Origin of the sequence: Flavobacterium sp., from assembly GCF_041392005.1 — a bacterium.
Classification (GTDB): Bacteria; Bacteroidota; Bacteroidia; order Flavobacteriales; family Flavobacteriaceae; genus Flavobacterium.
In genome coordinates, this window is record NZ_JAWKMX010000003.1 from 113,868 (window position 1) to 138,195 (window position 24,328).

Genomic DNA, 24,328 nt, shown 5'->3' on the forward strand with positions numbered 1-24,328 from the left:
AATATGAAAAAGATTTTGTTTTTAACTTTTGTTGTTGCAGCAATAGTGCTGTCGTGTGATGACGATTACAACGAAATAGGCACTAACGTGGTAGGAAATACACATTACGATTTTAGTCGATATCTGGTTGACAATATTAAAACATATTCTCACGCTACAAATGAAGTGCAAAGTAACAACTTACCTGTGCTTTCCTTTGGTATAATGGATAATGGTTTTTTTGGCACAACTAAAGCCAGCTTTGTTTCGCAAGTAGAATTGGTAAACGAAGATCCTACAATTGGCTATTTTCCCGAAGTAGATTCGGTTTATATTTACATACCTTATTACAGCTCGCTTAAAGGAACTTTAGAAAGTGGAGAGAGAAAGTACGAATTAGATTCTGTTTATAATTACGATGCTAATAATCCAGCAAAGTTTACATTACAATTGTTCGAAAATAAGTATTTTTTAAACGATTTCGATCCAGAAGATAATTTTCAAACGTCTCAAAAATATTACAATAACCAAGAATCACTAATTAGCGATGCAGCGGGTACCGATTTAATTAACAATAGTAGCAATACTGCTCAAAACAGCGAATTTTATTTTAATAATAAAGAAATTTATATTTATAAAACAAACGGAAATGGAGAGTATGTAGATAATTCTGGAACCGTTTTAACCGATCAGTTTGATCCATCAGTTAGAGTAATTAAAGAACGTTTCGAACCAGGTATTTGGTTAGATGTAGATACTAATTTCTTTAAAGAAAAAATATTAGACGAATGGACAAACGGAACGTTAACAAACAATAGTATTTTTAAAAGTGCGTTCAAAGGTCTTTACTTTAAAGTAACCGAAAACACACCAAATGTTGGTTCGTTAGCGATGTTAAATTTAACACAAGCTCAAATTAAAATAATATTCAAAGCTGCAGCTACAAACGATGTAACCGCTACAAAAACACGTAGAGAATTACAATTGCGAATGGGCTACAATTCAGCTACAAGCATTAAGTGCAATAATATTAATTTCTTAACGTACAGCAATAATAACGACTATTTAAACGAGTTAAACATGTCAAATCCTAATACGGGAGACGAAAAACTGTATCTTAAAGGAGGACAAGGTTCTGTTGCATACATCGATTTATTCGGAAGTGAAGATGTAAAATCGCTTAACGAAGATGGAGAACTAGTTTCCGGAAGCAATGGTGTGCCCGATGAATTAGACGAAATAAGAGCAAGAAAATGGTTAATAAACGATGCTATTTTAACATTTTATATCGACCAAGATGCTATGAGTAGCACAACAGAACCATATCGTATATATGTGTACAATGCTACAAATAATACTGTTTTAGCAGATTATGTTGCCGATAATTCAACAGCAAGCAATTCAAAATTTAGTAAATATGGTTTTGGCGGAATTATTTACAAAGAAACCAATGCTAATGGAAATAAAAGAGGTGTGCAATATTCTATTCGATTAACAGAGCACATCAAAAATTTACTAAAAACAGATAGAAATAACGATGGAAAAGTAGATGACGAGCTGAACGAAAACATACGAATTGGAGTTTGCGTTACAGAAGATATTGCTACAAGTTCAAACGCTTATCTTAAAAATCCGTTTACTATTGCTAACGATGAAGCGTCAACCGAAATAAAATATGTTCCTGTGGCAAACATTATGAATCCTTTAGGAACAGTACTTTACGGAAGCAACACAACAGACGAAAAAAGAGTAAAATTCGAAATTTTTTATACAGAACCTAATTAATAATAATGCTTTATGTGTGGAATTGTAGGTTACATTGGTCATAGAGAAGCTTATCCAATAATTGTTAAAGGATTAAAGCGATTAGAATATAGAGGATACGACAGTGCTGGAATTGTTTTATACGACGGCACCGATTTAAAACTATCGAAAACAAAAGGAAAAGTTTCCGATTTAGAAGCTAAAGCAGCTTCCGAAAACACCAAAAACGGAACCATAGGAATTGGGCATACACGTTGGGCAACTCACGGCGTGCCAAACGATGTAAACTCGCATCCGCATTATTCAAATTCTGGAAATTTAGTGATTGTTCATAACGGAATTATCGAAAATTATGAACCCATAAAAAAAGAATTAATAAAAAGAGGTTATACATTTCATTCCGATACCGATACTGAGGTTTTAATAAATTTAATAGAAGAAATTCAAAAAAAGGAAAACATTAAACTAGGTAAAGCGGTTCAAATTGCGCTTAACCAAGTAGTTGGAGCTTACGCTATAGCTGTTTTCGACAAAACCAAGCCAAACGAAATTGTAGTAGCGCGTTTAGGCTCGCCATTAGCAATAGGTATAGGCGAAGACGAGTTTTTTATAGCTTCCGATGCGTCACCTTTTATAGAATACACAGCAAATGCAATTTACCTTGAAGATGAAGAAATGGCAGTTGTTCGCTTGCACAAACCAATGCGCGTTCGTAAAATTAAAGACGATTCATTAGTAGATCCTTATGTGCAAGAACTCCAAATGAACTTGGAACAAATTGAAAAAGGTGGCTACGAGCATTTTATGCTAAAAGAAATTTATGAGCAACCAAGTGCGATTAAAGATACTTATCGTGGTCGTTTGTTAGCTAATAAAGGGATTATTCAAATGGCTGGAATTGAAGATAATATCGAAAAATTCCTAAATGCAAAAAGAATATTAATTGTGGCTTGCGGAACTTCTTGGCACGCTGGCTTAGTCGCCGAATATATAATTGAAGAATTTGCACGAATTCCTGTTGAGGTAGAATACGCATCAGAATTTCGATATCGAAATCCTATAATAAATAAAGACGATGTGGTTATTGCTATTTCACAATCGGGCGAAACTGCCGATACATTAGCGGCAATTAAATTGGCAAAAGAAAACGGTGCTTTTGTTTTCGGTGTTTGCAATGTAGTAGGTTCGTCAATTTCTCGCGAAACACACGCAGGTGCATACACGCACGCAGGACCCGAAATAGGAGTAGCGTCAACAAAAGCGTTTACTACACAAATTACAATACTTACACTTATTGCACTACGATTAGCAAAAGCAAAAGGAACATTGTCAAATTCTGATTACCAGCGTTATTTATTAGGATTAGAGTTAATACCAGAAAAAGTAGAAGAAGCTTTAAAAAGTAACGATGTAGCAAAAGAAGTAGCTTCAATTTATAAAGATGCTACAAATTGTTTGTACTTAGGTAGAGGATACAATTTTCCAGTAGCTTTAGAAGGGGCTTTAAAATTAAAAGAAATATCATACATTCATGCCGAAGGTTATCCAGCAGCAGAAATGAAACACGGACCAATTGCTCTTATAGATGAGCAAATGCCAGTTGTGGTAATTGCACCAAATAAAGGACATTACGACAAAGTAGTTTCTAATATTCAAGAAATTAAATCGCGAAGCGGAAAAATTATTGCTATCGTAACCAAAGGCGATGTACAAGTAAAAGAGTTAGCCGACCACGTTATCGAAATTCCCGAAGCTAACGAAGCTTTAACACCATTGTTAACAACAATACCATTACAATTACTGTCATATCATATTGCCGTAATGCGAGGTTGTAATGTAGATCAACCTCGAAATTTAGCAAAATCGGTTACGGTTGAGTAAACATAAAGTTTGTCATATCAAGCGGAGTCGAGATATTTTCAAAAAGATAAAATATCAAAATTCTATAAAACTTTTAATTGTTTTGGTTTACGTTTTTAATTTGGCAACTTTTATAAAGTTGTCAAATTTTAACAAATTTTAAAATTTAGGTTAAAAGTAAAAATTGACACAATCTTGTCACTCCGTAGGAGTCTATAATTTTTGTGTGTTTACTAATTGAACTTATGCTATATGTAATTTTTAAAAAGTGAGATTGTTTTTATTATATTTTTCATAATTTTAGCAAATGGAACCATCAATTATTATTAAAACAGGAGTAAGTTTTGGGTCGGTACTTGCCATTACCATATCGTGGTCATTAAACAAATCTATATTTTGGGCTATTTTTCACGGGCTTTGTGGTTGGCTATATGTTATTTATTATGCAATAGGTAATCCAAACAATGACAATTTAGATGAATAAATATAAAAATTAAACTAACCAATGAACTTCGGTTTAAATTTATAGACACATACAAAAAGTATCTTATTACGATAAAAAAGCGAAATGTTCCTATTTCGCTTTTTTATTGCAAAAAAATCAAAAAATAAATTGCAAAATTGTTTGTAAAAAAACTATCTTTGCACTCTGAAAAACGGAAGTATTTTTCATCACGTAAATAGCTATTAAATAAATACATAAGCAATGTCTAAATTCACAGGAAAAGTTGCAACAATCATCGGACCAGTAGTAGATGTAGTTTTCGATACTACAAATGCTGAGCTTCCAAAAATTTATGATTCGTTAGAAATTACAAAAGCAGACGGTACAAAATTAATACTAGAAGTACAATCGCACATAGGAGAAGATACCGTTCGTACCATCTCTATGGATTCTACAGACGGTTTGTCTAGAGGGCAAGAAGTGGTAGCGTTAGGTACACCTATTCAAATGCCAATTGGCAAAGAAGTTTTTGGTCGTTTATTTAACGTAATCGGAGACGCTATCGACGGCTTAGGAAATTTACCTAAAGAAGGTGCAAATGGTTTGCCAATTCACCGTTCGGCTCCAAAATTTGAAGATTTATCAACTTCTACAGAGGTTTTGTTTACAGGTATTAAAGTAATCGACTTAATTGAGCCGTATGCAAAAGGTGGTAAAATTGGTCTTTTTGGTGGTGCTGGTGTAGGTAAAACAGTATTAATTCAGGAGTTAATTAACAATATTGCAAAAGGTCATGGTGGTTTATCAGTATTTGCTGGTGTAGGAGAAAGAACACGTGAAGGAAACGACCTTTTAAGAGAGATGTTAGAATCGGGCATTATTAAATATGGCGAAGATTTTATGCACTCTATGGAAGAAGGTGGTTGGGATTTAACAAAAGTAGATAAAAACGGAATGATGGATTCTAAAGCTACTTTCGTTTTTGGTCAAATGAATGAGCCACCAGGAGCTCGTGCTCGTGTAGCACTATCTGGTTTAACAATTGCAGAATATTTCCGTGATGGAGCAGGAGAAGATCAAGGAAAAGATGTACTTTTCTTCGTAGATAATATTTTCCGTTTTACGCAAGCAGGTTCAGAGGTATCGGCACTTTTAGGTCGTATGCCATCTGCCGTAGGTTACCAACCTACATTAGCAACCGAAATGGGCGCTATGCAAGAACGAATTACATCAACTAAAAAAGGATCAATTACATCAGTGCAAGCGGTATATGTACCAGCCGATGACTTAACAGACCCTGCGCCAGCTACAACCTTTGCTCACTTAGATGCAACAACAGTATTGTCGCGTAAAATTGCCGAGTTAGGTATTTACCCTGCGGTTGACCCTTTAGACTCTACTTCTCGTATCTTAACGCCAGAAATCTTAGGAAAAGAGCATTATGCTTGTGCACAACGCGTAAAAGAAATTTTACAACGCTACAAAGAATTACAAGATATTATTGCCATTTTAGGTATGGAAGAATTATCGGAAGAAGATAAACTAGTTGTAGGTAGAGCACGTCGTGTACAACGTTTCTTGTCGCAACCTTTCCACGTAGCCGAGCAATTTACAGGTATTCCAGGTGTATTAGTAGATATTAAAGAAACTATTAAAGGATTTAATATGATTATGGATGGCGAATTAGATCACCTACCAGAAGCAGCATTTAACCTTAAAGGTTCTATTGAAGAAGCTATTGAAGCTGGAGAAAAAATGTTAGCAGAAGCATAATAGAATTATGAATTATGAATTACGAATTATCAATTTTCGTAATTTGTAATTTTAAATTCGTAATTAATTAAAATTATGATTTTAGAAATAGTTTCACCCGAAGCAACATTATTTAAAGGAGAAGTTACTTCAGTTGCTGTTCCTGGTGTAAATGGAGAATTCCAAATGCTTAACAACCACGCACCTATAGTGTCGTTGTTAGTAAAAGGAAATGTAAAAATCAATGCTCAAAGTATTAAAATTGAAAAAGAATTTCTTTCTAAATTTAATAAACAAAACGAGCAAACCTATTGGTTACCTATAAATTCGGGAACAATAGAAATGAAAGACAATAAGATAATTGTTTTAGCCGACTAAAACAGTTTAAATACTATAGTAAAAGTCCTGTAATTTGCAGGACTTTTTTATTTTTACAAAATGAATAACGATAACTTTGTTATTAGCGAAGGAAAACGACCAGTATTTCATCTTATTTTAGCAACCTTACTTTTTGGCGTATCGGTTGTATGCTTGTATTTATTTATAACAGAGCTTTTAGCTGTTGATACAACAAATGTAAAGAAGAGCCAAGTTCCCACAGGGTTTTTAGAACTTACTATTTTTGCGTTTATATTTGGTTTAAATTTTTCAAAAATTACGACTATTTATATCGATTTAAAGCAACAAATACTACGAACAGAATACAAAGTGGCTTTCTTTAAAATGAATACAAAACAGAAAATTAAAAATTTGGGCTATATTTCAGTTTTTAAAAACGATAATTTACAATTTGAAGTAAACCTTTGGTACGATACCAATAAACATTGTAAAATGTTTTTGTACACCAATAAACAAGATGCTATTGCTTGTGGAAAACAATTTGCACAAAGAATGAAAATAGATTTGCTAAACGCTACCGAAAAAGGAAATTTCTTTTGGGTAGATTTATAAAAGTTTAACAATATCATACGCCATTTTCAATTTTTGAACTACGATTTCAATTTCCAAATCGCTTCAAGAGTAGAAAAACGAATTGCTTTAGCCTTTCCTGTTTTTAAGATAGATAAATTTGCTAATGTAATTCCTATTTTATCAGCTAATTCATTACTTCGCATTTTACGTTTGGCTAACATTACATCTAAATTTACAATTATTGGCATAATTAAATAGTTAATTCGTTTTCTTCTTTTTGATTTTTAGCAATTGTAAATACTTCTTTTAAAACTAAAAAGAATAACCCCAAACAAAAAATCATAACATACGGATTCATTCCAAGATCTAATGAAGTACTTTTGTTCATTATTTGTATAAGTAAATTTGGAATACCAACTGTAAATGAAGATAGCATCAGTAAAATTCCAATTTTATTGAAATTATTAATAACTTCTGAATCAAATATTTTTTTAATTTGAAATAATCTTAAAATTTTTCTAAATAAAAATAGAGAATATACTATCATTATGCTAGAAATAATTAGGAAAAGTAAAAGTATTTTTGTTTTTAAGTCTACTACATTAAGTTCAACGCCATTAATTTTTAAAGTCATTCCTAAAGGTTTATCATCAATTATTACAAAACCTAAGAACAGAATTAAAAAAGGAGCTGCAATAATCGTCATTATCCAAACGAAATCAACAATGGTTTTTAAAAAGTTTAATTTTCTCATAATTTATAATTTTAGCAAATATAAAATAATTATTGAAAAACAATAAAAAAGTATTAAATAAAAATAAATTATAATACGATTCTATCATATGCCATTTTCAATTTTTTAACCACAATTTCAATTTCTTCTTCGGTTAAATGTCCAAACCCAAACCGTATAGCACAAGTGTTTTTGTTTTGATAAAGTATTGTTTTAGGTAGAAACAAATCGTTTTTTTCAGTTTCTCTAGCTAATTGTAATAACGAAATTTTCGGTTCAAATTGTAACCAAATTGCCAATCCGCCTGCTGGTTTTTCCCATTTTACGGTATTGCTAAAATACAAGTGTAAACAATCACATAAAAAATCGAGCCGTTTTTTATAAACCAAAACATTTTTCTTTAATAATCGGTGTATTTCGCCTTCAGAAATAAGTTCTGCGAGCACTTGCTCTTGAATTAAATCGCCTTGCTTATCGAGCAATTGGAGGTAATTTTTTGCTTCAATAATTAAGTTTTCTGGAGCTACTACAAAACCAGTTTGAAAACTTGGAAATAACGATTGTCCTAATTTTCCTAAATAAATAACCAGTCCATTAGCATCGGAACTTGCCATTGGCAACATGGCCAAACCTTCAAATTGAAAATCGTAATCGTAATCGTCTTCAATTATAGCAAAATTATACACTTGCGCTAATTCTAATAATTGCAATCGGCGTTCGGCGCTTAAACTTTTTGTAGTAGGATAATCTCGATTAGCGCAAACATAAACACATCGAACAGAGTTTTTAGTAAAATTTCTTTCGATAAAATCAACATTTAAACCTTTTTCATCAGTAGGAATGGTTTTTATTTTGGCTCCCGATTGCTGAAAAATCATATTCGTTGCATAATTGCTCCAATTTCCTACCAAAACTAAATCATTTGGTTGCAGTAAAATTTGCGAAACAACATACAAGTTCATCTCGGTACTTCGTGTACTTAGCAAATTATGAGGTTGAATATGAAAACCTCTACTTGCGTTTAAATAATTACAAAGCTGTGCTTCGTAAGCCGAATATTGCAAAATATTAGTATTCCATTTTTTAGGTAACGATTTTCGCTTCATTGCGGCGCTATACCATTTTGAAAATTGATGCGTAGGGTGCAACCGTAAGTCGGGTTGTCCGTCATTTAAGCTAAATTTTGCTTGCGAAGTTTCAACTGTAGAAGCTAAGAGTAAAGACGATTGTAGCGGAAAACCTGTAGTTTTTGCATAAGAATTGAATTGCTGCAAAGAATTTCCTTTTATTTTTATCAAATTCGGTTTAGAAATAATAATAAAAGTTCCTTGGTTAGCTTTAATTTCTACCCAACCTTGCGAAGCTAACTCATCGTAAACCGCTACAGCAGTATTGCGATGAATTTGCAAAATTTGAGCCAAAACACGTGTTCCTGGCAATTTTGTTCCTGGTGCTAAATAACCTCGTTGAATAGCATTTATAAGTTGTTGCGCCAACTGAATGTAAACGGCGGTTGTATTTGATTTATCAATTTGAATGAGTTCTTTTATAACTAAAGTAACCGGACTATCCATAATTTAAAAAGCGGACTATTTTACTCGTCCGGAAAGTTACGAATTTTGTATTCGAAAAATTTAAAATATGAAGATAAAAAATTTAGTTATAGTATTTGTATTGGCTTTTTGTAGTGCAAATGCACAAGAGGAAATTATAAGAAATGATAGTTTAAAGGAATTGGTAATTACATCGTCGCGAATTGATTTACCGTTTAAAGAAAACTCAAGAACTATTCAAATTATTACTGCATCAGATATTAAAAACTTAGGCGTTACAAACATTGCCGATGCGTTGCAACAAATTGCAGGCGTAGATGTACGCCGACAAGGAATTAATGGTATGCAAGCCGATTTATACATTCGCGGTGGAAGTTTTGACCAAACACTACTGCTTATCGATGGTATTAAAGTTGACGATCCACAAACGGGGCATCACACGCTTAATATGGCGCTTCCCGTTACGGTAATTAAACGAATTGAAATTATAAAAGGACCAGCAGCGCGTATTTTTGGGCAAAATGCGTTTACAGGTGCGGTTAATATTGTTACCAAAGATGGTGTTGATAATTCGCTTTCAGCAAAAATTCAAGCAGGTTCGTTTCATCAGTTTTTGGGCGAAGTTTTGGGCACAATCGAAAAAGAAAACAGTAGTCATATACTACAAGTTAGTAAGCATTTTTCGGAAGGTTACCGAGAAAATACCGATTTTGATAACACAAATGTTTTTACAAAAAGTACCTTTAATAAAAGCAAATTGCCAATAACGTTGCTTACAAGTTATAATGAACGAAAATTTGGTGCTAATGGTTTTTATGGAATTCCAACTGCTACACAGCAGTATGAAGAAACACAAGCGAGTTTACTAGGTGTTTCTACCGAAATTAAAAAAGGAAATATTACTTGGAAACCACGTATTTATTGGCGAAGAAATCAAGATGAATATATTTATATACGAAACAATCCGTCTATTTATCGAAATTTACATATTACCAATAAAATTGCGGCAGAATTAAACGGTTCGTATCAATCTAAAATAGGAACAACTGGTTTTGGCCTCGAACTGTCGAAATATTATATTAGTAGTAATAATTTAGGTAATAATAATCGGGAAATTGCTACTTTGTTTTTAGAGCATCGTTTTCAGTTTTTTAACAATAAATTCGACATTACACCAGGAATAGCAGCTTCTTATTTTTCTGATTTCGACAATAAAATTTTTCCAGGAATAGATTTGGGTTACAAAGTATCGGAAAATGTTAACCTTTATGCAAACATTGGTTATACCTATCGTGTACCTACTTATACCGATTTGTATTATATAGGGCCACAAGCCGTAGGAAATAAAGATTTACAAGCCGAAGATGCACTTTCAGAAGAAGTGGGTGTTAAATTAAATCTATCGAATATTGATTTAACCATTGCGGGTTTTAATCGCGATTCTAACGATTTAATAGATTATGTTAGGATAAATGCAACCGATATGATTTTTACACCACGTAATATTCAAGACGTTACAACAAAAGGATTTGAAACCCAAGTTGATTATCGCTTTGCTTTGAACGGTTTGCCACATAAATTGCATTTTGGTTATACATTTATTGAAGACGAAGTAAAAAAAACAGCTGTTGCCGAGTCGCGTTATTCTATTAATTCGTTAAAACATCAGTTTGTGGCTAATTACACAATGAATTGGTTCACAAATTTCAGCACTACTATTGCGTATCGCTATACCGAACGAACACTTGGAACAAGTTATAATTTGTATGATTGTACTATTTCGTACAACTATAAAAATGCTAGGTTTACTATGTATGCCAATAATATTTTTAATACAGAATATTTTGAAACGAATAATTTACCAATGCCAAAAGGAAATGTGCTTTTTGGTTTTCAGTATAATTTTAGATAAAAATAGTACTGCTATTTTATAAAAACAGAAATCCCTTTCTGAATTTAGAAAGGGATTTTGTTTAATCGGTAATCAAAAACTAATAAAATTCGTAATCTTATATTATTCTTCGATAACTGCAACTTGAGCAGCTACTTTACCTTTTTTTCCATCTTCTTCTTCGTAACTTACGTTGTCGCCTTGGTTTAATGTTTCAACGTTTAAACCTGTAACGTGTACGAAAATGTCGTTTCCAGTTTCATCATCAGTAATAAAACCGTAACCTTTTTCTTCATTGAAGAATTTTACTTTGCCTGTTCGCATTAAATAAAAAATAAAATTAATAATACGTCAAAGATACTCTTAATAATGAAGTAACAAACTTTTTTTACAAGAAATTTATTGATTTTCAGTTTTTTTCGTTTGCGATTTTAAAAATTCACTCATTTTACTTTTCTTGTATCTACTAGCAATAAACAGCGGCATAATAATAAAAGCAACCAATAAAACACCAAAACCTATCCATTTATCGCCCGATTTAGGAATTTCATGGTTTAAATAAAATCCATAACCAAGTAAACCAAAGAAAACCACCAATAATATTTGTAAAACGTATTTCATATTAATTTGCCATTTTGAACTTGTTTCAAAATCTCATCATTTTAGATGCTGAACTTGATTCAGCATAATAATTCTATCTCAATTTAATATGCAATTCTTCCAATTGCGCCGCATCAATTTTAGATGGTGCATCAATCATTACATCGCGACCGCTATTGTTTTTAGGAAAAGCAATAAAATCGCGAATAGATTCTTGTCCGCCTAAAATGGCAACCAATCGGTCTAAACCAAAAGCTAAGCCGCCGTGTGGAGGTGCGCCATATTGAAAAGCATTCATTAAAAATCCAAACTGATTTTCGGCTTCTTCTTTTGTAAAACCTAATAAATCGAACATTTTTGACTGTAACTCTTTATCGTGAATACGAATAGAACCACCGCCAATTTCGTTTCCGTTTAATACCATATCGTAGGCATTGGCACGAATTGCACCTGGGTTCGATTCTATTAAATGAATATCTTCGGGCTTTGGCGAAGTAAACGGGTGGTGCATAGCGTGGTAACGATTGCTTTCTTCATCCCATTCTAGCAAAGGAAAATCGACAACCCATAATGGTGCAAATTCATTAGGTTTGCGTAAACCTAAACGGTTTCCTAATTCCATACGAAGCGCCGATAGTTGCGTTCTTGTTTTATGCGCTTCGCCAGAAAGAACCAACATTAAATCGCCTGGTTTTGCTCCTGTAATTGCTGCCCATTTTTGTAAATCGTCTTGGTCGTAAAATTTATCAACAGACGATTTAAATGTGCCATCTTCGTTATATCGGCAATAAACCATTCCTAAAGCGCCAATTTGTGGACGTTTTACCCAGTCAATTAACGCATCAATTTCTTTTCGAGTATACGAGTTTCCGTTTGGAACAGCAATACCTACAACCAATTCAGCATTGTTAAAAACACCAAGATCTTTATGTTGTGCTACTTCATTAAGTTCACCAAATTGCATTCCAAAACGAATATCGGGCTTGTCGTTTCCATAGGTTTTCATGGCATAGTCGTAGGTAATTCTCGGAAACTTTTCTACTTCTACGCCTTTTATTTCTTTAAGTAAATGGCGTGTTAAACCTTCAAACATATTTAAAATATCTTCTTGTTCTACAAATGCCATTTCGCAGTCTATTTGTGTAAATTCGGGCTGGCGGTCGGCACGTAAATCTTCATCTCGAAAACATTTTACAATTTGAAAGTATTTATCCATTCCACCCACCATTAGTAATTGTTTAAATGTTTGGGGCGACTGCGGAAGTGCATAAAACTGCCCTTCGTTCATACGGCTTGGTACCACAAAATCGCGAGCACCTTCTGGAGTTGATTTAATTAAATAAGGCGTTTCAATATCACAAAAACCTTGATCTGAAAGATATTTACGAACTTCCATGCTCACTTTATGACGAAACAGTAATTTTTCTTTTACCGGATTTCTACGAATATCTAAATAACGGTATTTCATACGAATGTCTTCGCCACCATCAGTTTCGTCTTCAATAGTAAAAGGTGGAAGCATAGCTTGGTTTAAAACGGTTAGCTCTGCAACTAAAATTTCAATTTCGCCTGTAGCAATATTGTTGTTTTTAGACTCACGTTCTATTACCGTTCCTTTTACCTGAATGACAAACTCTCGTCCTAATGTTTTAGCTTTTTCAAAAACATTTTTTGGCGTTCTTTCCTCATCAAAAATAAGTTGGGTAATACCATATCGGTCACGTAAATCTACCCAAATCATAAAACCTTTATCACGAGTTTTCTGCACCCAACCAGCAAGCGTAACTTCTTTATTTATATGCGTAGCATTTAGTTCGCCACAAGTATAATTTCTGTACATTTTAATTTAATTTTTGCAAAAATATAATAAATATGTAGAATTACATTCAAATTATGTATATTGCTTACCTAATTATTAAAATTAAAAAAATGAAAAAGCTATTATTTCTTTTACTATTAGCAACTATAAATGTTTTTGCACAAGAAGACGATATTAAAAGCAAAGTAACGTTTTTAGCAAAAATTGAAAATAGAAATAGCGATACCTTAACTATTTTTGGACCGTATCGTTTTAAACAAGTTATTCCAATTAATAAGGAAGGAGTTTTTACGGCTACTTTTGAAACAAAAGATGGTTTACATCGATTAGATGATGGTGTAGAAACGACATTATTGTTTTTTAAAAATGGATATGATTTAAAGTTAAGAATGGACGCTAAAGAATTTGATGAGTCTATTGTTTACGAAGGCGAGGGCGCAAAAGAGAATAATTTTATAGCTCAAAAAGCACTTAAAGACGAGATTTTTCAAGAAAAATTGGAAGCATTGTTAGAAAATGATAAAGAAGATGTTGCGGAAGTTCTTAAGGAAAAATATGAAAAAGATATTGAAGATTTAGAAAGTAATAATCTAGACGCAGATTTAGTTGAAACCCTTAAAAATAGTATGAAGCAAGAGCAAATGATGATGTTGCAATATCTTGCTCAAAAGAAAGAAGCAGCAAAACTAAACGGTACAAAATCGCCAAAATTTGAATATGAAAACTTTAAAGGCGGAAAAACAAGTTTAGATGATTTAAAAGGGAAATATGTTTATATTGACGTTTGGGCTACTTGGTGCGCACCATGTCGTGCAGAAATTCCATTTTTAAAGGCATTAGAAAAAGAGTTTCATGGTAAAAAAATTGAATTTGTTAGTATTTCTATAGATAGAGTTAAAGATCACGATAAGTGGTTGAATTTTGTTAAAGAAAATGATTTGACAGGAATTCAGTTATTTGCAGATAACGATTGGAATTCTGAATTTGTAAAAGAATACAAAATAAATGGTATTCCACGTTTTATTTTATTAAATGACGAAGGTGTTATTGTTAATGCAGACGCACCGAGACCATCATCTAAAGAAATAAAAGAATTGTTTAAAAGTATAGTTAACTAAACTGATTACAATAATTTTTAACCGCTACACATGTAGCGGTTTTTTTATACAACAAACCCTAATGTTACGAAATTGTTAAGAAAAAGTTTTTTAATTGTAAAATAAAATGTATATTTGATACATAATAATTAACCAATTAAAAATAAAGATTATGAAAAAAATACTGTTGGTAGGAATTTTAATGGTTTCGTGCTTGTTAAGCGCTCAAAATATAGAACCAAAATACGAAGTGGTTAACCATATGGTAAAAGCTACTTTTTTTCACGATAATGGTCAAATTAAAGAGCAAGGTTTTTATTTAGATGGGAAACTCCATGGGAAATGGGTTTCGTACAACGAAAACGGAGTTAAACAAGCAATGGGAGAATACAAAAAAGGTGTAAAAGTTGGAAAATGGTTCTTTTGGGGCGAAAACTATTTAAGCGAAGTAGATTATAATAATAGCAAAGTTGCCGAAGTAAAAAAATGGACTAAGCAAGCTTTGGCTCAAAATTAGAACATATATTAGATATAGGTTTAATATAAAAAGCGGTGCAATTGCACCGCTTTTTATGTTTATTATACTTTTTGCGTATTGTTATTTTCCTTTGTTTGTTTCTAAAATGTATTTTTCAAGAGCACCTGTCATAGAAGGCGTTTCAGGAGTTGGCGCCATAATATCAACGCGTAAACCTTTGTCTAAAGCTTCTTGTTTTGTAGTGTTTCCAAAAACAGCTATACGCGTATTATTTTGCTTAAAATCTGGAAAATTTTCAAATAATGAACGAATGCCTGTAGGGCTAAAAAAAGCTAAAACATCGTAATACACATCTTTCAAATCAGATAAATCACTTACAACAGTTCTATAGAAAATACCTTTTGTCCAGTTAATTTTTAAACTATCTAATGTTACAGGAATATCACTATTAAGCTGGTCGGTATTCGGCAGTAAAAAAGTTTCGTCCTTATATTTTTTAATAAGTGGCGATAAATCTGAAAAATCTTTTTGACCCACATAAATTTTACGCTTTCTATAAACCACATAACGTTGCAAATAAAAAGCTACGGCTTCAGATTGACAAAAATACTTTAAGTCTTCAGGAATTTTAAAGCGCATTTCTTCGGCAGCTCTAAAAAAATGATCAACAGCATTTCTACTTGTAAGAATAATTGCTGTAAATTTACTTAAATCAATTTTTTGAGCCCTTATATCTTTTGCACTTACACCTTCAACATGAATAAATGGTCTAAAATCGACCTTTACCTTTAGCTTGTTTTGTAATTCAAAATAAGGCGAATTTTCAACTTTTGGCTCCGGTTGTGAAACCAAAATTGTTTTCACTTTTAAATTCGGCATAGAATTTTCTCTAGTTTTTTACAATCCAATAATATATAAAATAATATGGAGCTATTTCAAAGGCGCAAAGGTACAAAATAAAATAGAATATTTTACGAAGTATAAAATTTTGATATTTTTTTACAATAGTAATATATAACAACACGTTGAAAACAAGAATGATAAAACCAATAATATAGAAAATTGCACTACTACTAACAGGATTGTAAAATAAAACTAAAGTAATGGGCAAAAGAAGAAAACCTATATAGGTTCTGTAAATTACTTTTTGCAAATTAAACTGATCTACAAATTCTTCTATGGCAAAAGTAACGGCAATTATTTTTTCAAATAAAAATTTTGAAAAAATAAATACGCTTAAAAAGGTTATAATTTGCACAAATAGAATTCCATTGTTTTTTGTTGCTATTTCAAACTGATTAAAAAATAATAAAATAAAAAACGACAAAGCAATTAATTGAACAACTAACATAGAAACCGTAAAGCTATTTAAAATATTAGAAGAATCTTTGTATGTTTTAGCATATCGATCAGAAAAAGCAAGTTTTGTAAATTCGCTAAATCTAACGCTGTAAACGTTTCGGTTTATAGCAATTATTACAAAACACAAAAAAAACAACAACGTTGCCCAATCGTTAAAAGTAATGTGCCGTAGTTTATATAAAATTTCCATTTGGCACAAAATTATAAAAATTGCATTCATTTAATTATAAAATTATTAAGAATTAAACTCAAATAATAACTTATTTTTGCACTATATAGTTTAAATATGGCAAAGAGCATTGTTGTAATTCCTACGTATAATGAAATAGAAAATATAGAAAGCATAGTACGTGCTGTGTTTCATTTGCCTGAAAATTTCGATGTTTTAGTAGTAGATGATAATTCGCCAGATGGTACTGCAAGAAAAGTAGTTGCATTACAAACCGAATTTAACCAACAACTATTTTTACAAGTTAGAGAAAAAAAAGCAGGTTTAGGAACAGCTTATGTACACGGTTTTAAATGGGCACTTGAGAACCAATACGATTATATTTTTGAAATGGATGCCGATTTTTCTCACAATCCAAACGATTTGCCGAGGTTGTTACACGCGTGTGTAAATGGTGCCGATATGGCTGTAGGGTCACGATATTCTACCGGTGTAAACGTTGTTAATTGGCCTTTGTCTAGAGTACTGTTATCGTATTTTGCTTCTATATATGTTAGAGTAATAACTGGAATGAAAGTACACGACGCCACAGCTGGTTTTGTCTGTTATAAAAAAAGTGCGTTAGAAAAAATTAATCTTAACAAAGTAAAGTTTGTAGGTTACGCATTCCAAATTGAAATGAAATATCGCATATTTGCAAAAAAATTAAAAATTGTAGAAATCCCCATAATTTTTACCGATAGAACAAAAGGAAAATCAAAAATGAGTAGCTCAATTATTAAAGAAGCTGTTTTTGGAGTTGTTTTACTACGTGTAAAAAAAATATTCAATACATTATAAATGACAACCTACTTAATAAAAAATGCCAAAATTGTTAACGAAGGAACTATTTTTGAAGGCGACGTTTTAATTGAAAACGAGTACATTAAAGAAATAGCCGAAAGTATAAGCCCAAAATCTTCAAACTGTATTCTTATTGATGCTGAAGGTAGCTATTTAATTCCAGGAGCAATCGACGATCAAGTACATTTTAGAGAACCTGGTTTAACACATAAAGCCAATATTGAAAGTGAGAGTAAAGCTGCAGTAGCAGGCGGAATAACTTCTTTTATTGAGCAACCCAATACCGTTCCAAATGCAGTTACTCAAGAATTATTAGAGCAAAAATATCAAATTGCTGCCGATACTTCGTATGCTAACTATTCTTTTATGATGGGTGGTACAAATGATAATTTGGAAGAAGTTTTAAAAACAAATCCACGTAATGTTGCAGGCATCAAGTTGTTTCTAGGTTCATCTACCGGTAATATGTTGGTTGATGATCAAAAAACCTTGGAAAAAATATTTTCTTCCACAAAAATGTTAATTGCTGTTCATTGCGAAGATGAAACAACTATAAAAGAAAATTTAGCAAAGTATAAAGAAGAATTTGGCGATGCTATTCCTGTAAACAAACATCATTTAATTAGAAGTGCCGAAGCGTGTTACATTTCTTCGTCAAAAGCTATAGAACTGGCAAAAAAAACAGGTGCACGTTTACACGTGTTTCATTTGTCAACAGCTAAAGAAATGGAGTTGTTTACCAATAAAATTCCACTTGAAGAAAAACAAATTACCGCCGAAGTTTGCGTACATCATTTATGGTTTACCAATAAAGATTACGATACGAAAGGAAGCTTAATAAAATGGAATCCTGCCGTTAAAACCGAAGAAGATAAAGAAGCACTTTGGAAAGCGCTTTTAGACGATAGAATTGATGTAATAGCAACCGATCATGCGCCACATACTTTAGAAGAAAAATCGCATCTTTATACAAGTTGTCCTTCGGGTGCACCTATGGTTCAACATGCGGTTGTAGCTATGTTTGAAACGTATTTAAAAGGAAAAATTTCTATTGAAAAAATAGTAGAAAAAATGTGTCATAACCCAGCTAAAATTTTTAAAATAGAAAAGCGCGGTTTTATAAAAGAAGGTTATTATGCCGATTTGGCTATTGTTAACACACATTTGCCTTGGGTAGTTAAAAAAGAAAATATTTTATACAAATGCGGTTGGTCGCCATTAGAAGGAACTAATTTTAAATCGAGAATTACACATACTTTTGTTAACGGAAAATTAGTATATTCGAATGGTAAATTAAAAAACGTAAAAGCAGGAAAACGATTGCTTTTTGAACAAAATTAAAATGAAGAACAACATAGTTTTAGTAATGTTTTTATTTCTGTTTACGGTTTCGTGTAACACGAATCCTGTAGAAAAACCAGAAAAATTATTAAGCGAAGACGAAATGGTAGCTATGTTGTATGATGTTGCCATTTTACAAATAGCAGAAAACAGAATTATTAGCCTGCCTACTAATTTTAAACAAAACGAATATATTTATACTAAATACGGTATAGATAGTCTTTTGTACACTCAAAACCATAAGTATTATGCGGCGCAACCCAAGCTGTACAAAAAAATGCACGATAAAGTTTTAAAACAAATAGAAGCAGAAATAAACGAAATTTCAAATTCTGAAAAACAAAACAAAGACACTAAAGTAGAAGAAGAGTAAACGATAATTTATATTTTAGGTACTAAATTTTTTAAATACGAAGTCATATCTAAAAAAGTGTAATGTAATGTGTTTTTTACTTTAGTAGTGTCAAATTGTTTGGTACTGTGAGCTGCTCGCGCACTAGCTTGCGTTAATTTACGTTCTTTTTGTAGTAGTTTAGACAAAAACCAATCCAAGCGCCATGCAAACGAAGTAAAAACCTTGTTGGCATAAATCGATGGTTTTTTTACTTTTAAAATGCCAGCAATTAAGTTTAGTACTTCTTGAAATGTTTTGTTTTCGGCAACCAGCGTATAACGTTCTCCCGAAATTGCACTATTCATTAGTTGATACATAATAGCAACAACATCTTCAACGGCAACCATTCCAAAGTTACCTTTTGTATAAAACGGATTTCCCTTTTTTAGCGATTGTATTACGCTACTACTTCCTTTATCAGGAAAACCATAACCAAAAATTACTCCAGGATTTACAATAACTACTTGTAAACCTTCCTGAAAGCCACGCCAAACTTCCATTTCGGCAGCATATTTTGAAATCGCATAATCATGATGCAAAACTTCAGGATTCCATTCGGTTTCTTCCGTTATAGTCGCTTCGTTTTCTGTGGCATCGCCTAAGGCAGCCACCGAACTCACATGACATAATTTTTGAACAGAAAAATCAATACAGCAATTTACAAGATTAGCCGTACCTTCAATATTTACTTTGTGTAATTTGTCTTTATCTTTAGCATCAAACGATATAAAAGCAGCACAATGATACACTTTTGTAATACCCATAAAAGCCGTTTCTAAACTCGGAATGTCATTAATATCGGCTTTTATCCATTCTATACTATCAAATAATGGTAAGGCATTATAATATTCAAAAACTAATTTAACCGCTTTTAAACTTTCTTTATTGCGATAAATTGCTTTTACTTGCTCGTTGTTTTGAAGCAATTTTACTAATAAATGACTACCTACAAGTCCAGTTCCGCCGGTTACTAAAATCATTTGGTAAAAATACTAATTCTTTATAAACCTTTAACTTTTAAACCGTCAAACTTTTTATCTTTTAAACTAAAAACTATCTTTGCCAAAATTAGTACACAAATGAAAAATTTAGTAGAAGAATTACGTTGGCGCGGTTTAGTGCACGACATGATGCCTGGCACAGAAGAACAATTAACAAAAGAATCTACTACGGCATATATTGGTTTCGATCCTACTTCAGATAGTTTACATATAGGAAGTTTAGTGCCAATTATATTGTTAAAACATCTGCATAATTTTGGGCACAAACCAATTGCTTTGGTTGGTGGCGCTACAGGTATGATTGGCGACCCATCGGGTAAATCGGACGAACGTAATTTACTTGATGAAGTTACTTTAGATAAAAACGTTGCGGGGATAAAAGCGTTATTATCACGTTTTTTAGATTTTGATGCTACTGATGCCAATGCGCCTATATTGGTAAATAATTACGATTGGATGAAAGACTTTTCATTCATCAACTTTGCGCGCGATGTGGGTAAACGCATCACGGTAAACTATATGATGGCAAAAGATTCAGTTAAAAAACGTTTTGAAGGCGAAGGTGCCGGAATGAGTTTTACCGAATTTACCTACCAATTAATACAAGGATACGATTTTTATCATCTACATAAAGAATACAATTGCTTGCTGCAAATGGGTGGTAGTGACCAATGGGGAAATATTACAACCGGAACCGAATTGGTGCGCCGTATGAATGTAGATAACGAGGAAAAAGCAAAAGCATTTGCCATGACTTGCCCTTTAATTACTAAGGCCGATGGTTCAAAATTTGGTAAAAGTGAAGGCGGAAATGTATGGCTTACTGCCGATAAAACTTCGGTGTATAAATTCTATCAATTTTGGTTAAATACATCTGATGAAGACGCCGAAAAATATATAAAAATATTTACTTTTTTAAACAAAGAAACAATTAATGCTTTAATTGCCGAACACCAACAAGCACCACATTTGCGTATATTACAAAAGCGATTAGCCGAAGAAGTTACCGTTTTTGTGCATTCTAAAGAAGAATATGAAAAAGCGGTTGCCGCATCTAATGCGTTGTTTAGCAATGCAATTGACGATTTAAAAAAGCTTGATGAAACTACTTTTTTAGAAGTTTTTGAAGGTGTTCCTATGGCAGAAATTTCGTTTGCTGATTTAGACGAAGGCTTGGATATGATTGGAGCATTAGCGGCTAAAACAAATTTTTTAGCTTCAAATAGTGATGCAAGACGCGAGTTGAAACAAAATGCGATTTCGGTAAATAAAGAAAAAGTAGGCGAAAACAAAGTAATTACAAAAGATGATTTAATTAATAATCAATTTGTATTGCTTCAAAAAGGAAAGAAAAATTATTATGTAATTCGAGTTAAATGAATTTTATATGAAATCTTTTGAAAAAGGAGAGTTGTTTGAAAAATATGTTGAGGAAGTTTTGTTTCCTGATTCAGAATACGACTTAATTCATAGAACAAATAATTATAAACAAAACAAGGATAGAATTTCTTTAGACACCTTAAAGCCAGATTTTAAATTTAAGTGTAAACGTACAAACATAGAATTTTATGTAGAAGCTAAATATCGTTCAAATTTTAATTGGGAAGATATGTTAGATATCATGAGGTATAACCAATATGAACGGTTTCTTAAAATTGAAAAAGATGAAAAAATAGAAATATTTATAGCTATTGGATATCAAGGAGAGCCGAACAATCCTAAAAATATCAGTTTTATACCTTTAAAAAAATTGAAGCATTTTACTTTATATCATTCTTTTTTGTTAAAATTTGATATTGAGAAAAAAGCAATTGATATAACAAATTATTTTGGTAAAGAAATTATTTCTATAAAAGAAACAAAAGAAAATATTGAAAAGAATAATTTAAAAAAAAGGAAAAAATTCAATAAAACAATTTTTAGTTCTATTGTTGTTGTAGTTTTTTTAATATTAGTTAATTATGGGTATGATTATCATAAAAAAACAAAAATAGAGAATGGAATTAGAACATATTATTCGATTATAAGAAAAAAAGAAATAAATAGATTAGATGAGGTTGTTTCTCCTTTTGTTTATAGATGGTTTAATGATGAAAATTTATCTATAAATGAAATTAAGAAAAAGGCGAAAGAATATAATCTTAAATACAATTTAACAAATATTGAAATCCATTGGAATACTTTAAAAATAGAAAAAAATGATGACGGTAATTATGTCGCTAATTATGATGTTGACTACTATGTTTTTAAAACTAAAAAGAGTTATAAATTAAAAATGACAAGTGTTTGGAATTCTAATTATAAAATGACAAGATTGTCTGAAATTATAGTAGATCAAAGGTAGGTGCGTTATTTTAAGTAAAAGGTATTAAAATACCATCAAGTTACAACCTCGAATATCCGAATGATCAAAACGTCCCAGCACTTCGAAAGAATGGTTGGGATTTTTTTTACCCAAATCTTGCGTAGCTATAAAACTACATGAGTTAATGTTTGCCAAATCAATCACGTTAATGCCACCCGTTTTTCCGTTTGGTAATAAGGTAAGCGCATCTTCGGTATCTCGTATGATAACTTGCATCCAAGGCGGACATTCAAAAACGCCATTTCCAAGTGAATAGGCTTGCGATAACAACTCGGTCATGCCATATTCAGAATGAATGTTTGATACACCAAAACCATTGCATAAAATTGTATGCAATTCTTCGCGAATCATCTCTTTTCGTTTTCCTTTCATGCCACCCGTTTCCATGATGATGGTATTTTTTAAATGAAATTGATGTTTTTCAACCAAATCCAACAAAGCATAAGTAACACCAATTAAAAGTACGTTTTGACCAGAATTATCTAATGCTTCAAGTTTTTCAATTAAAGCATCATAATTGTGTAGATAAAACCCAGAATCAGGATGATTACTCATTTTTATTAAATCTTCAACCATATAGATTAATGAAGAGCCTTCACGTTCTAAATAAGACGGAAGCAAAGCTAACACACAATAGTTTTCGATGTTTCCATAAAACTCTGAAAAACCTTTTCGGTAACTTGTTTCATACATTGAAATATCGGTTACCAAATGTTTGCTGGTTTGCAAACCTGTGGTGCCGCTGCTGGTAAAAGTTTGCTCTATTTTTGCCGATGAACAAACAATATCGTGACTTTTAAAAAATTGTATCGGTAAAAAAGGAATAGCATCAAGAGATTTTACATTACTTGGATTTCGTTTGATGAATTCGCAAAACTCCCTATATACAGCGTTGTTTTCATATTGAAAACGAAAAACTTTTAGGGCTATTTTTTCAAAATCTTTTTTACCCGAAATAGAAAAGATATCAGTTGCAGCAATCATAGTATAAAATTCTTAAAATACATATTTTTTAAGAATTTAGTGCTTCAACTACAATTTCTTCATCATTAAGCATTTGCTTTAGCATGTTTTCTATACCGTTTTTTAAGGTAAATGTTGACGACGGACAGCCGCTACAAGCACCTTGTAAAATAACTTTCACTTTTTTGTTTTCTGGGTTAAACGAATCGAAAACAATATTTCCGCCATCGCTTTGTACAGCAGGTTTTACATATTCTTCAATAATGTTTACAATTTGTTGCGATGTGCTATCTAATTTATCAAAAGCGACATCTTTTGCTTCTTCAGAAATTGCTTTGGTTGTTGTTTTATCTTCATCTACAACCGTATTGCCATTTTCTAAATATTCTTTAATAAATGTTCTAAGTTCTAGTGTAACATCGTCCCAGTTTGCTACGTTGTATTTGGTAATCGAAATATAATTTTCATCAATAAAAATTTCTTTTACAAACGGAAAGTTAAATAGTACTGCGGCTAATGGCGAACTTTTTGCTTCGTCAATATTTTTATATTCAACAGCTACTTTTGTTAAACGCTTGTTGCAAACAAACTTCATAACCGAAGGGTTAGGAGTGGTTTCACCATAAACGGTAATGGGTAGTTTTTTGGTTTCGGTTTCTTCTAAAATTACAGCTTTTCCACTAGCTATATAATTTTCAATTTGTTCGGCTACTGCGTCTTGAACATCTGCCCATTCTACTATCGAAAATTTTTCAATTGCTATAAAATTTCCCGAAATATAAACCGTTTTTACAAAAGGAAGATAAAATAATGCGGTAGCTAAAGGCGAGTTTTTAGTTTCGTCAATATTTTTAAATTCATAATTTTTTCCTTTTGTAAATGGCTGTGCTGCTTCAAATTTAACAATTGTAGGATTGTTTGTTGTTTTTATAGATAATTTAGTCATTTTTACTTGTTTTTGCAAATTTAAGAAGTTTAAACAGTATGTTTTTATATATTTGTTGTTA

At 31.9% G+C, this 24,328-nt stretch carries 25 protein-coding genes; 14 read left to right on the plus strand and 11 right to left on the minus strand.

Going from position 1 to position 24,328, the window contains the following annotated elements:
- Positions 1-3: 3 nt before the first annotated feature.
- The 6 genes from R2808_RS03155 to R2808_RS03180 all read left to right on the plus strand — a co-directional run bounded on the left by R2808_RS03155 (position 4) and on the right by R2808_RS03180 (position 6,751).
- Entirely contained in the window at positions 4-1,764 is a 1,761-nt protein-coding gene (locus R2808_RS03155) for a DUF4270 domain-containing protein (RefSeq protein ID WP_371269501.1), read from the plus strand.
- A gap of 12 nt (positions 1,765-1,776) precedes the next feature.
- Complete coding sequence (glmS, locus tag R2808_RS03160; protein WP_371269502.1) at positions 1,777-3,624, plus strand: glutamine--fructose-6-phosphate transaminase (isomerizing); 1,848 nt, start codon at positions 1,777-1,779, stop codon at positions 3,622-3,624.
- A gap of 286 nt (positions 3,625-3,910) precedes the next feature.
- Entirely contained in the window at positions 3,911-4,087 is a 177-nt protein-coding gene (locus R2808_RS03165) for a hypothetical protein (RefSeq protein ID WP_371269503.1), read from the plus strand.
- A gap of 222 nt (positions 4,088-4,309) precedes the next feature.
- Positions 4,310-5,821, plus strand: a complete 1,512-nt coding sequence (atpD, locus tag R2808_RS03170; RefSeq protein ID WP_371269504.1) for a F0F1 ATP synthase subunit beta — start codon at positions 4,310-4,312, stop codon at positions 5,819-5,821.
- A 75-nt stretch (positions 5,822-5,896) separates the two neighbouring features.
- Positions 5,897-6,178 carry a F0F1 ATP synthase subunit epsilon gene (locus R2808_RS03175; protein WP_371269505.1) on the plus strand — a complete coding sequence of 94 codons (282 nt, stop codon included), beginning with the start codon at positions 5,897-5,899 and terminating at the stop codon, positions 6,176-6,178.
- 60 nt (positions 6,179-6,238) lie between these two features.
- On the plus strand, positions 6,239-6,751 hold the full coding sequence (locus R2808_RS03180; RefSeq protein ID WP_371269506.1) for a hypothetical protein: 513 nt from the start codon (positions 6,239-6,241) through the stop codon (positions 6,749-6,751).
- Between the two features lie 38 nt (positions 6,752-6,789).
- Here R2808_RS03180 and R2808_RS03185 read toward each other — a convergent pair whose 3' ends face one another.
- The 3 genes from R2808_RS03185 to R2808_RS03195 form a co-directional block, all read right to left on the minus strand.
- Positions 6,790-6,960, minus strand: a complete 171-nt coding sequence (locus tag R2808_RS03185; protein ID WP_371269507.1) for a helix-turn-helix domain-containing protein — start codon at positions 6,958-6,960, stop codon at positions 6,790-6,792.
- A gap of 2 nt (positions 6,961-6,962) precedes the next feature.
- Positions 6,963-7,466 carry a DUF2975 domain-containing protein gene (locus R2808_RS03190; protein ID WP_371269508.1) on the minus strand — a complete coding sequence of 168 codons (504 nt, stop codon included), beginning with the start codon at positions 7,464-7,466 and terminating at the stop codon, positions 6,963-6,965.
- A gap of 68 nt (positions 7,467-7,534) precedes the next feature.
- Entirely contained in the window at positions 7,535-9,019 is a 1,485-nt protein-coding gene (locus R2808_RS03195) for a PLP-dependent aminotransferase family protein (RefSeq protein WP_371269509.1), read from the minus strand.
- Between the two features lie 67 nt (positions 9,020-9,086).
- Here R2808_RS03195 and R2808_RS03200 point away from each other — a divergent pair, with 67 nt between their 5' ends.
- Positions 9,087-10,910, plus strand: coding sequence for a TonB-dependent receptor plug domain-containing protein (locus R2808_RS03200; protein WP_371269510.1), 1,824 nt, complete (start codon positions 9,087-9,089; stop codon positions 10,908-10,910).
- A gap of 102 nt (positions 10,911-11,012) precedes the next feature.
- Here the strand turns inward: R2808_RS03200 and R2808_RS03205 are convergent, their stop codons facing one another.
- From R2808_RS03205 to aspS, 3 genes are all read right to left on the minus strand, one after another.
- Positions 11,013-11,213 carry a cold-shock protein gene (locus R2808_RS03205; protein ID WP_371269511.1) on the minus strand — a complete coding sequence of 67 codons (201 nt, stop codon included), beginning with the start codon at positions 11,211-11,213 and terminating at the stop codon, positions 11,013-11,015.
- Between the two features lie 75 nt (positions 11,214-11,288).
- Positions 11,289-11,510, minus strand: a complete 222-nt coding sequence (locus R2808_RS03210) for a hypothetical protein (protein ID WP_371269512.1) — start codon at positions 11,508-11,510, stop codon at positions 11,289-11,291.
- Between the two features lie 73 nt (positions 11,511-11,583).
- Positions 11,584-13,329, minus strand: coding sequence for an aspartate--tRNA ligase (gene aspS, locus R2808_RS03215; RefSeq protein ID WP_371269513.1), 1,746 nt, complete (start codon positions 13,327-13,329; stop codon positions 11,584-11,586).
- Between the two features lie 89 nt (positions 13,330-13,418).
- Here aspS and R2808_RS03220 point away from each other — a divergent pair, with 89 nt between their 5' ends.
- Entirely contained in the window at positions 13,419-14,426 is a 1,008-nt protein-coding gene (locus R2808_RS03220; protein ID WP_371269514.1) for a TlpA family protein disulfide reductase, read from the plus strand.
- A gap of 151 nt (positions 14,427-14,577) precedes the next feature.
- Positions 14,578-14,922, plus strand: a complete 345-nt coding sequence (locus R2808_RS03225; protein ID WP_371269515.1) for a toxin-antitoxin system YwqK family antitoxin — start codon at positions 14,578-14,580, stop codon at positions 14,920-14,922.
- Between the two features lie 81 nt (positions 14,923-15,003).
- Here R2808_RS03225 and R2808_RS03230 read toward each other — a convergent pair whose 3' ends face one another.
- Together R2808_RS03230 and R2808_RS03235 are read right to left on the minus strand one after the other, a co-directional pair.
- Entirely contained in the window at positions 15,004-15,762 is a 759-nt protein-coding gene (locus R2808_RS03230) for a uroporphyrinogen-III synthase (RefSeq protein WP_371269516.1), read from the minus strand.
- A gap of 10 nt (positions 15,763-15,772) precedes the next feature.
- A complete protein-coding gene (locus R2808_RS03235; RefSeq protein WP_371269517.1) occupies positions 15,773-16,435 on the minus strand; it encodes a DUF4271 domain-containing protein in 663 nt (220 codons plus the stop codon).
- Between the two features lie 96 nt (positions 16,436-16,531).
- Between R2808_RS03235 and R2808_RS03240 the strand changes: the two genes are divergently transcribed.
- From R2808_RS03240 to R2808_RS03250, 3 genes are read left to right on the plus strand one after another with little or no spacing between them, the layout of a single operon-like run.
- On the plus strand, positions 16,532-17,254 hold the full coding sequence (locus tag R2808_RS03240) for a polyprenol monophosphomannose synthase (protein WP_371269518.1): 723 nt from the start codon (positions 16,532-16,534) through the stop codon (positions 17,252-17,254).
- Positions 17,255-18,598 (plus strand): dihydroorotase, encoded by a 1,344-nt coding sequence (locus R2808_RS03245; RefSeq protein ID WP_371269519.1) that lies wholly within the window; start codon positions 17,255-17,257, stop codon positions 18,596-18,598.
- Position 18,599: 1 nt separating this feature from the next.
- Positions 18,600-18,971 (plus strand): DUF4296 domain-containing protein, encoded by a 372-nt coding sequence (locus R2808_RS03250; protein ID WP_371269520.1) that lies wholly within the window; start codon positions 18,600-18,602, stop codon positions 18,969-18,971.
- Positions 18,972-18,979: 8 nt separating this feature from the next.
- On the opposite strand, the gene R2808_RS03255 is transcribed toward R2808_RS03250, so the two are convergent.
- Positions 18,980-19,972, minus strand: a complete 993-nt coding sequence (locus R2808_RS03255; RefSeq protein WP_371269521.1) for an NAD-dependent epimerase/dehydratase family protein — start codon at positions 19,970-19,972, stop codon at positions 18,980-18,982.
- 99 nt (positions 19,973-20,071) lie between these two features.
- On the opposite strand from R2808_RS03255, the gene tyrS reads away from it, so the two are divergent.
- Both tyrS and R2808_RS03265 read left to right on the plus strand, forming a co-directional pair.
- The gene (tyrS, locus tag R2808_RS03260) at positions 20,072-21,373 is read left to right on the plus strand and encodes a tyrosine--tRNA ligase (protein WP_371269522.1); all 1,302 of its coding nucleotides are present in this window, start codon (positions 20,072-20,074) and stop codon (positions 21,371-21,373) included.
- Between the two features lie 7 nt (positions 21,374-21,380).
- Complete coding sequence (locus tag R2808_RS03265; RefSeq protein ID WP_371269523.1) at positions 21,381-22,337, plus strand: hypothetical protein; 957 nt, start codon at positions 21,381-21,383, stop codon at positions 22,335-22,337.
- 24 nt (positions 22,338-22,361) lie between these two features.
- Here R2808_RS03265 and R2808_RS03270 read toward each other — a convergent pair whose 3' ends face one another.
- Complete coding sequence (locus tag R2808_RS03270) at positions 22,362-23,342, minus strand: acyl transferase (protein ID WP_371269525.1); 981 nt, start codon at positions 23,340-23,342, stop codon at positions 22,362-22,364.
- Positions 23,343-23,370: 28 nt separating this feature from the next.
- Positions 23,371-24,267 carry a NifU family protein gene (locus R2808_RS03275; RefSeq protein WP_371269526.1) on the minus strand — a complete coding sequence of 299 codons (897 nt, stop codon included), beginning with the start codon at positions 24,265-24,267 and terminating at the stop codon, positions 23,371-23,373.
- Positions 24,268-24,328: the final 61 nt, after the last annotated feature.

Coding starts and splice junctions, on each gene's coding strand:
- R2808_RS03155 (WP_371269501.1), top strand. CDS start 4: ATGAAAAAGATTTTGTTTTTAACTTTTGTTGTTGCAGCAATAGTGCTG.
- glmS (WP_371269502.1), top strand. CDS start 1,777: ATGTGTGGAATTGTAGGTTACATTGGTCATAGAGAAGCTTATCCAATA.
- R2808_RS03165 (WP_371269503.1), top strand. CDS start 3,911: ATGGAACCATCAATTATTATTAAAACAGGAGTAAGTTTTGGGTCGGTA.
- atpD (WP_371269504.1), top strand. CDS start 4,310: ATGTCTAAATTCACAGGAAAAGTTGCAACAATCATCGGACCAGTAGTA.
- R2808_RS03175 (WP_371269505.1), top strand. CDS start 5,897: ATGATTTTAGAAATAGTTTCACCCGAAGCAACATTATTTAAAGGAGAA.
- R2808_RS03180 (WP_371269506.1), top strand. CDS start 6,239: ATGAATAACGATAACTTTGTTATTAGCGAAGGAAAACGACCAGTATTT.
- R2808_RS03185 (WP_371269507.1), bottom strand. CDS start 6,960: ATGCCAATAATTGTAAATTTAGATGTAATGTTAGCCAAACGTAAAATG.
- R2808_RS03190 (WP_371269508.1), bottom strand. CDS start 7,466: ATGAGAAAATTAAACTTTTTAAAAACCATTGTTGATTTCGTTTGGATA.
- R2808_RS03195 (WP_371269509.1), bottom strand. CDS start 9,019: ATGGATAGTCCGGTTACTTTAGTTATAAAAGAACTCATTCAAATTGAT.
- R2808_RS03200 (WP_371269510.1), top strand. CDS start 9,087: ATGAAGATAAAAAATTTAGTTATAGTATTTGTATTGGCTTTTTGTAGT.
- R2808_RS03205 (WP_371269511.1), bottom strand. CDS start 11,213: ATGCGAACAGGCAAAGTAAAATTCTTCAATGAAGAAAAAGGTTACGGT.
- R2808_RS03210 (WP_371269512.1), bottom strand. CDS start 11,510: ATGAAATACGTTTTACAAATATTATTGGTGGTTTTCTTTGGTTTACTT.
- aspS (WP_371269513.1), bottom strand. CDS start 13,329: ATGTACAGAAATTATACTTGTGGCGAACTAAATGCTACGCATATAAAT.
- R2808_RS03220 (WP_371269514.1), top strand. CDS start 13,419: ATGAAAAAGCTATTATTTCTTTTACTATTAGCAACTATAAATGTTTTT.
- R2808_RS03225 (WP_371269515.1), top strand. CDS start 14,578: ATGAAAAAAATACTGTTGGTAGGAATTTTAATGGTTTCGTGCTTGTTA.
- R2808_RS03230 (WP_371269516.1), bottom strand. CDS start 15,762: ATGCCGAATTTAAAAGTGAAAACAATTTTGGTTTCACAACCGGAGCCA.
- R2808_RS03235 (WP_371269517.1), bottom strand. CDS start 16,435: ATGGAAATTTTATATAAACTACGGCACATTACTTTTAACGATTGGGCA.
- R2808_RS03240 (WP_371269518.1), top strand. CDS start 16,532: ATGGCAAAGAGCATTGTTGTAATTCCTACGTATAATGAAATAGAAAAT.
- R2808_RS03245 (WP_371269519.1), top strand. CDS start 17,255: ATGACAACCTACTTAATAAAAAATGCCAAAATTGTTAACGAAGGAACT.
- R2808_RS03250 (WP_371269520.1), top strand. CDS start 18,600: ATGAAGAACAACATAGTTTTAGTAATGTTTTTATTTCTGTTTACGGTT.
- R2808_RS03255 (WP_371269521.1), bottom strand. CDS start 19,972: ATGATTTTAGTAACCGGCGGAACTGGACTTGTAGGTAGTCATTTATTA.
- tyrS (WP_371269522.1), top strand. CDS start 20,072: ATGAAAAATTTAGTAGAAGAATTACGTTGGCGCGGTTTAGTGCACGAC.
- R2808_RS03265 (WP_371269523.1), top strand. CDS start 21,381: ATGAAATCTTTTGAAAAAGGAGAGTTGTTTGAAAAATATGTTGAGGAA.
- R2808_RS03270 (WP_371269525.1), bottom strand. CDS start 23,342: ATGATTGCTGCAACTGATATCTTTTCTATTTCGGGTAAAAAAGATTTT.
- R2808_RS03275 (WP_371269526.1), bottom strand. CDS start 24,267: ATGACTAAATTATCTATAAAAACAACAAACAATCCTACAATTGTTAAA.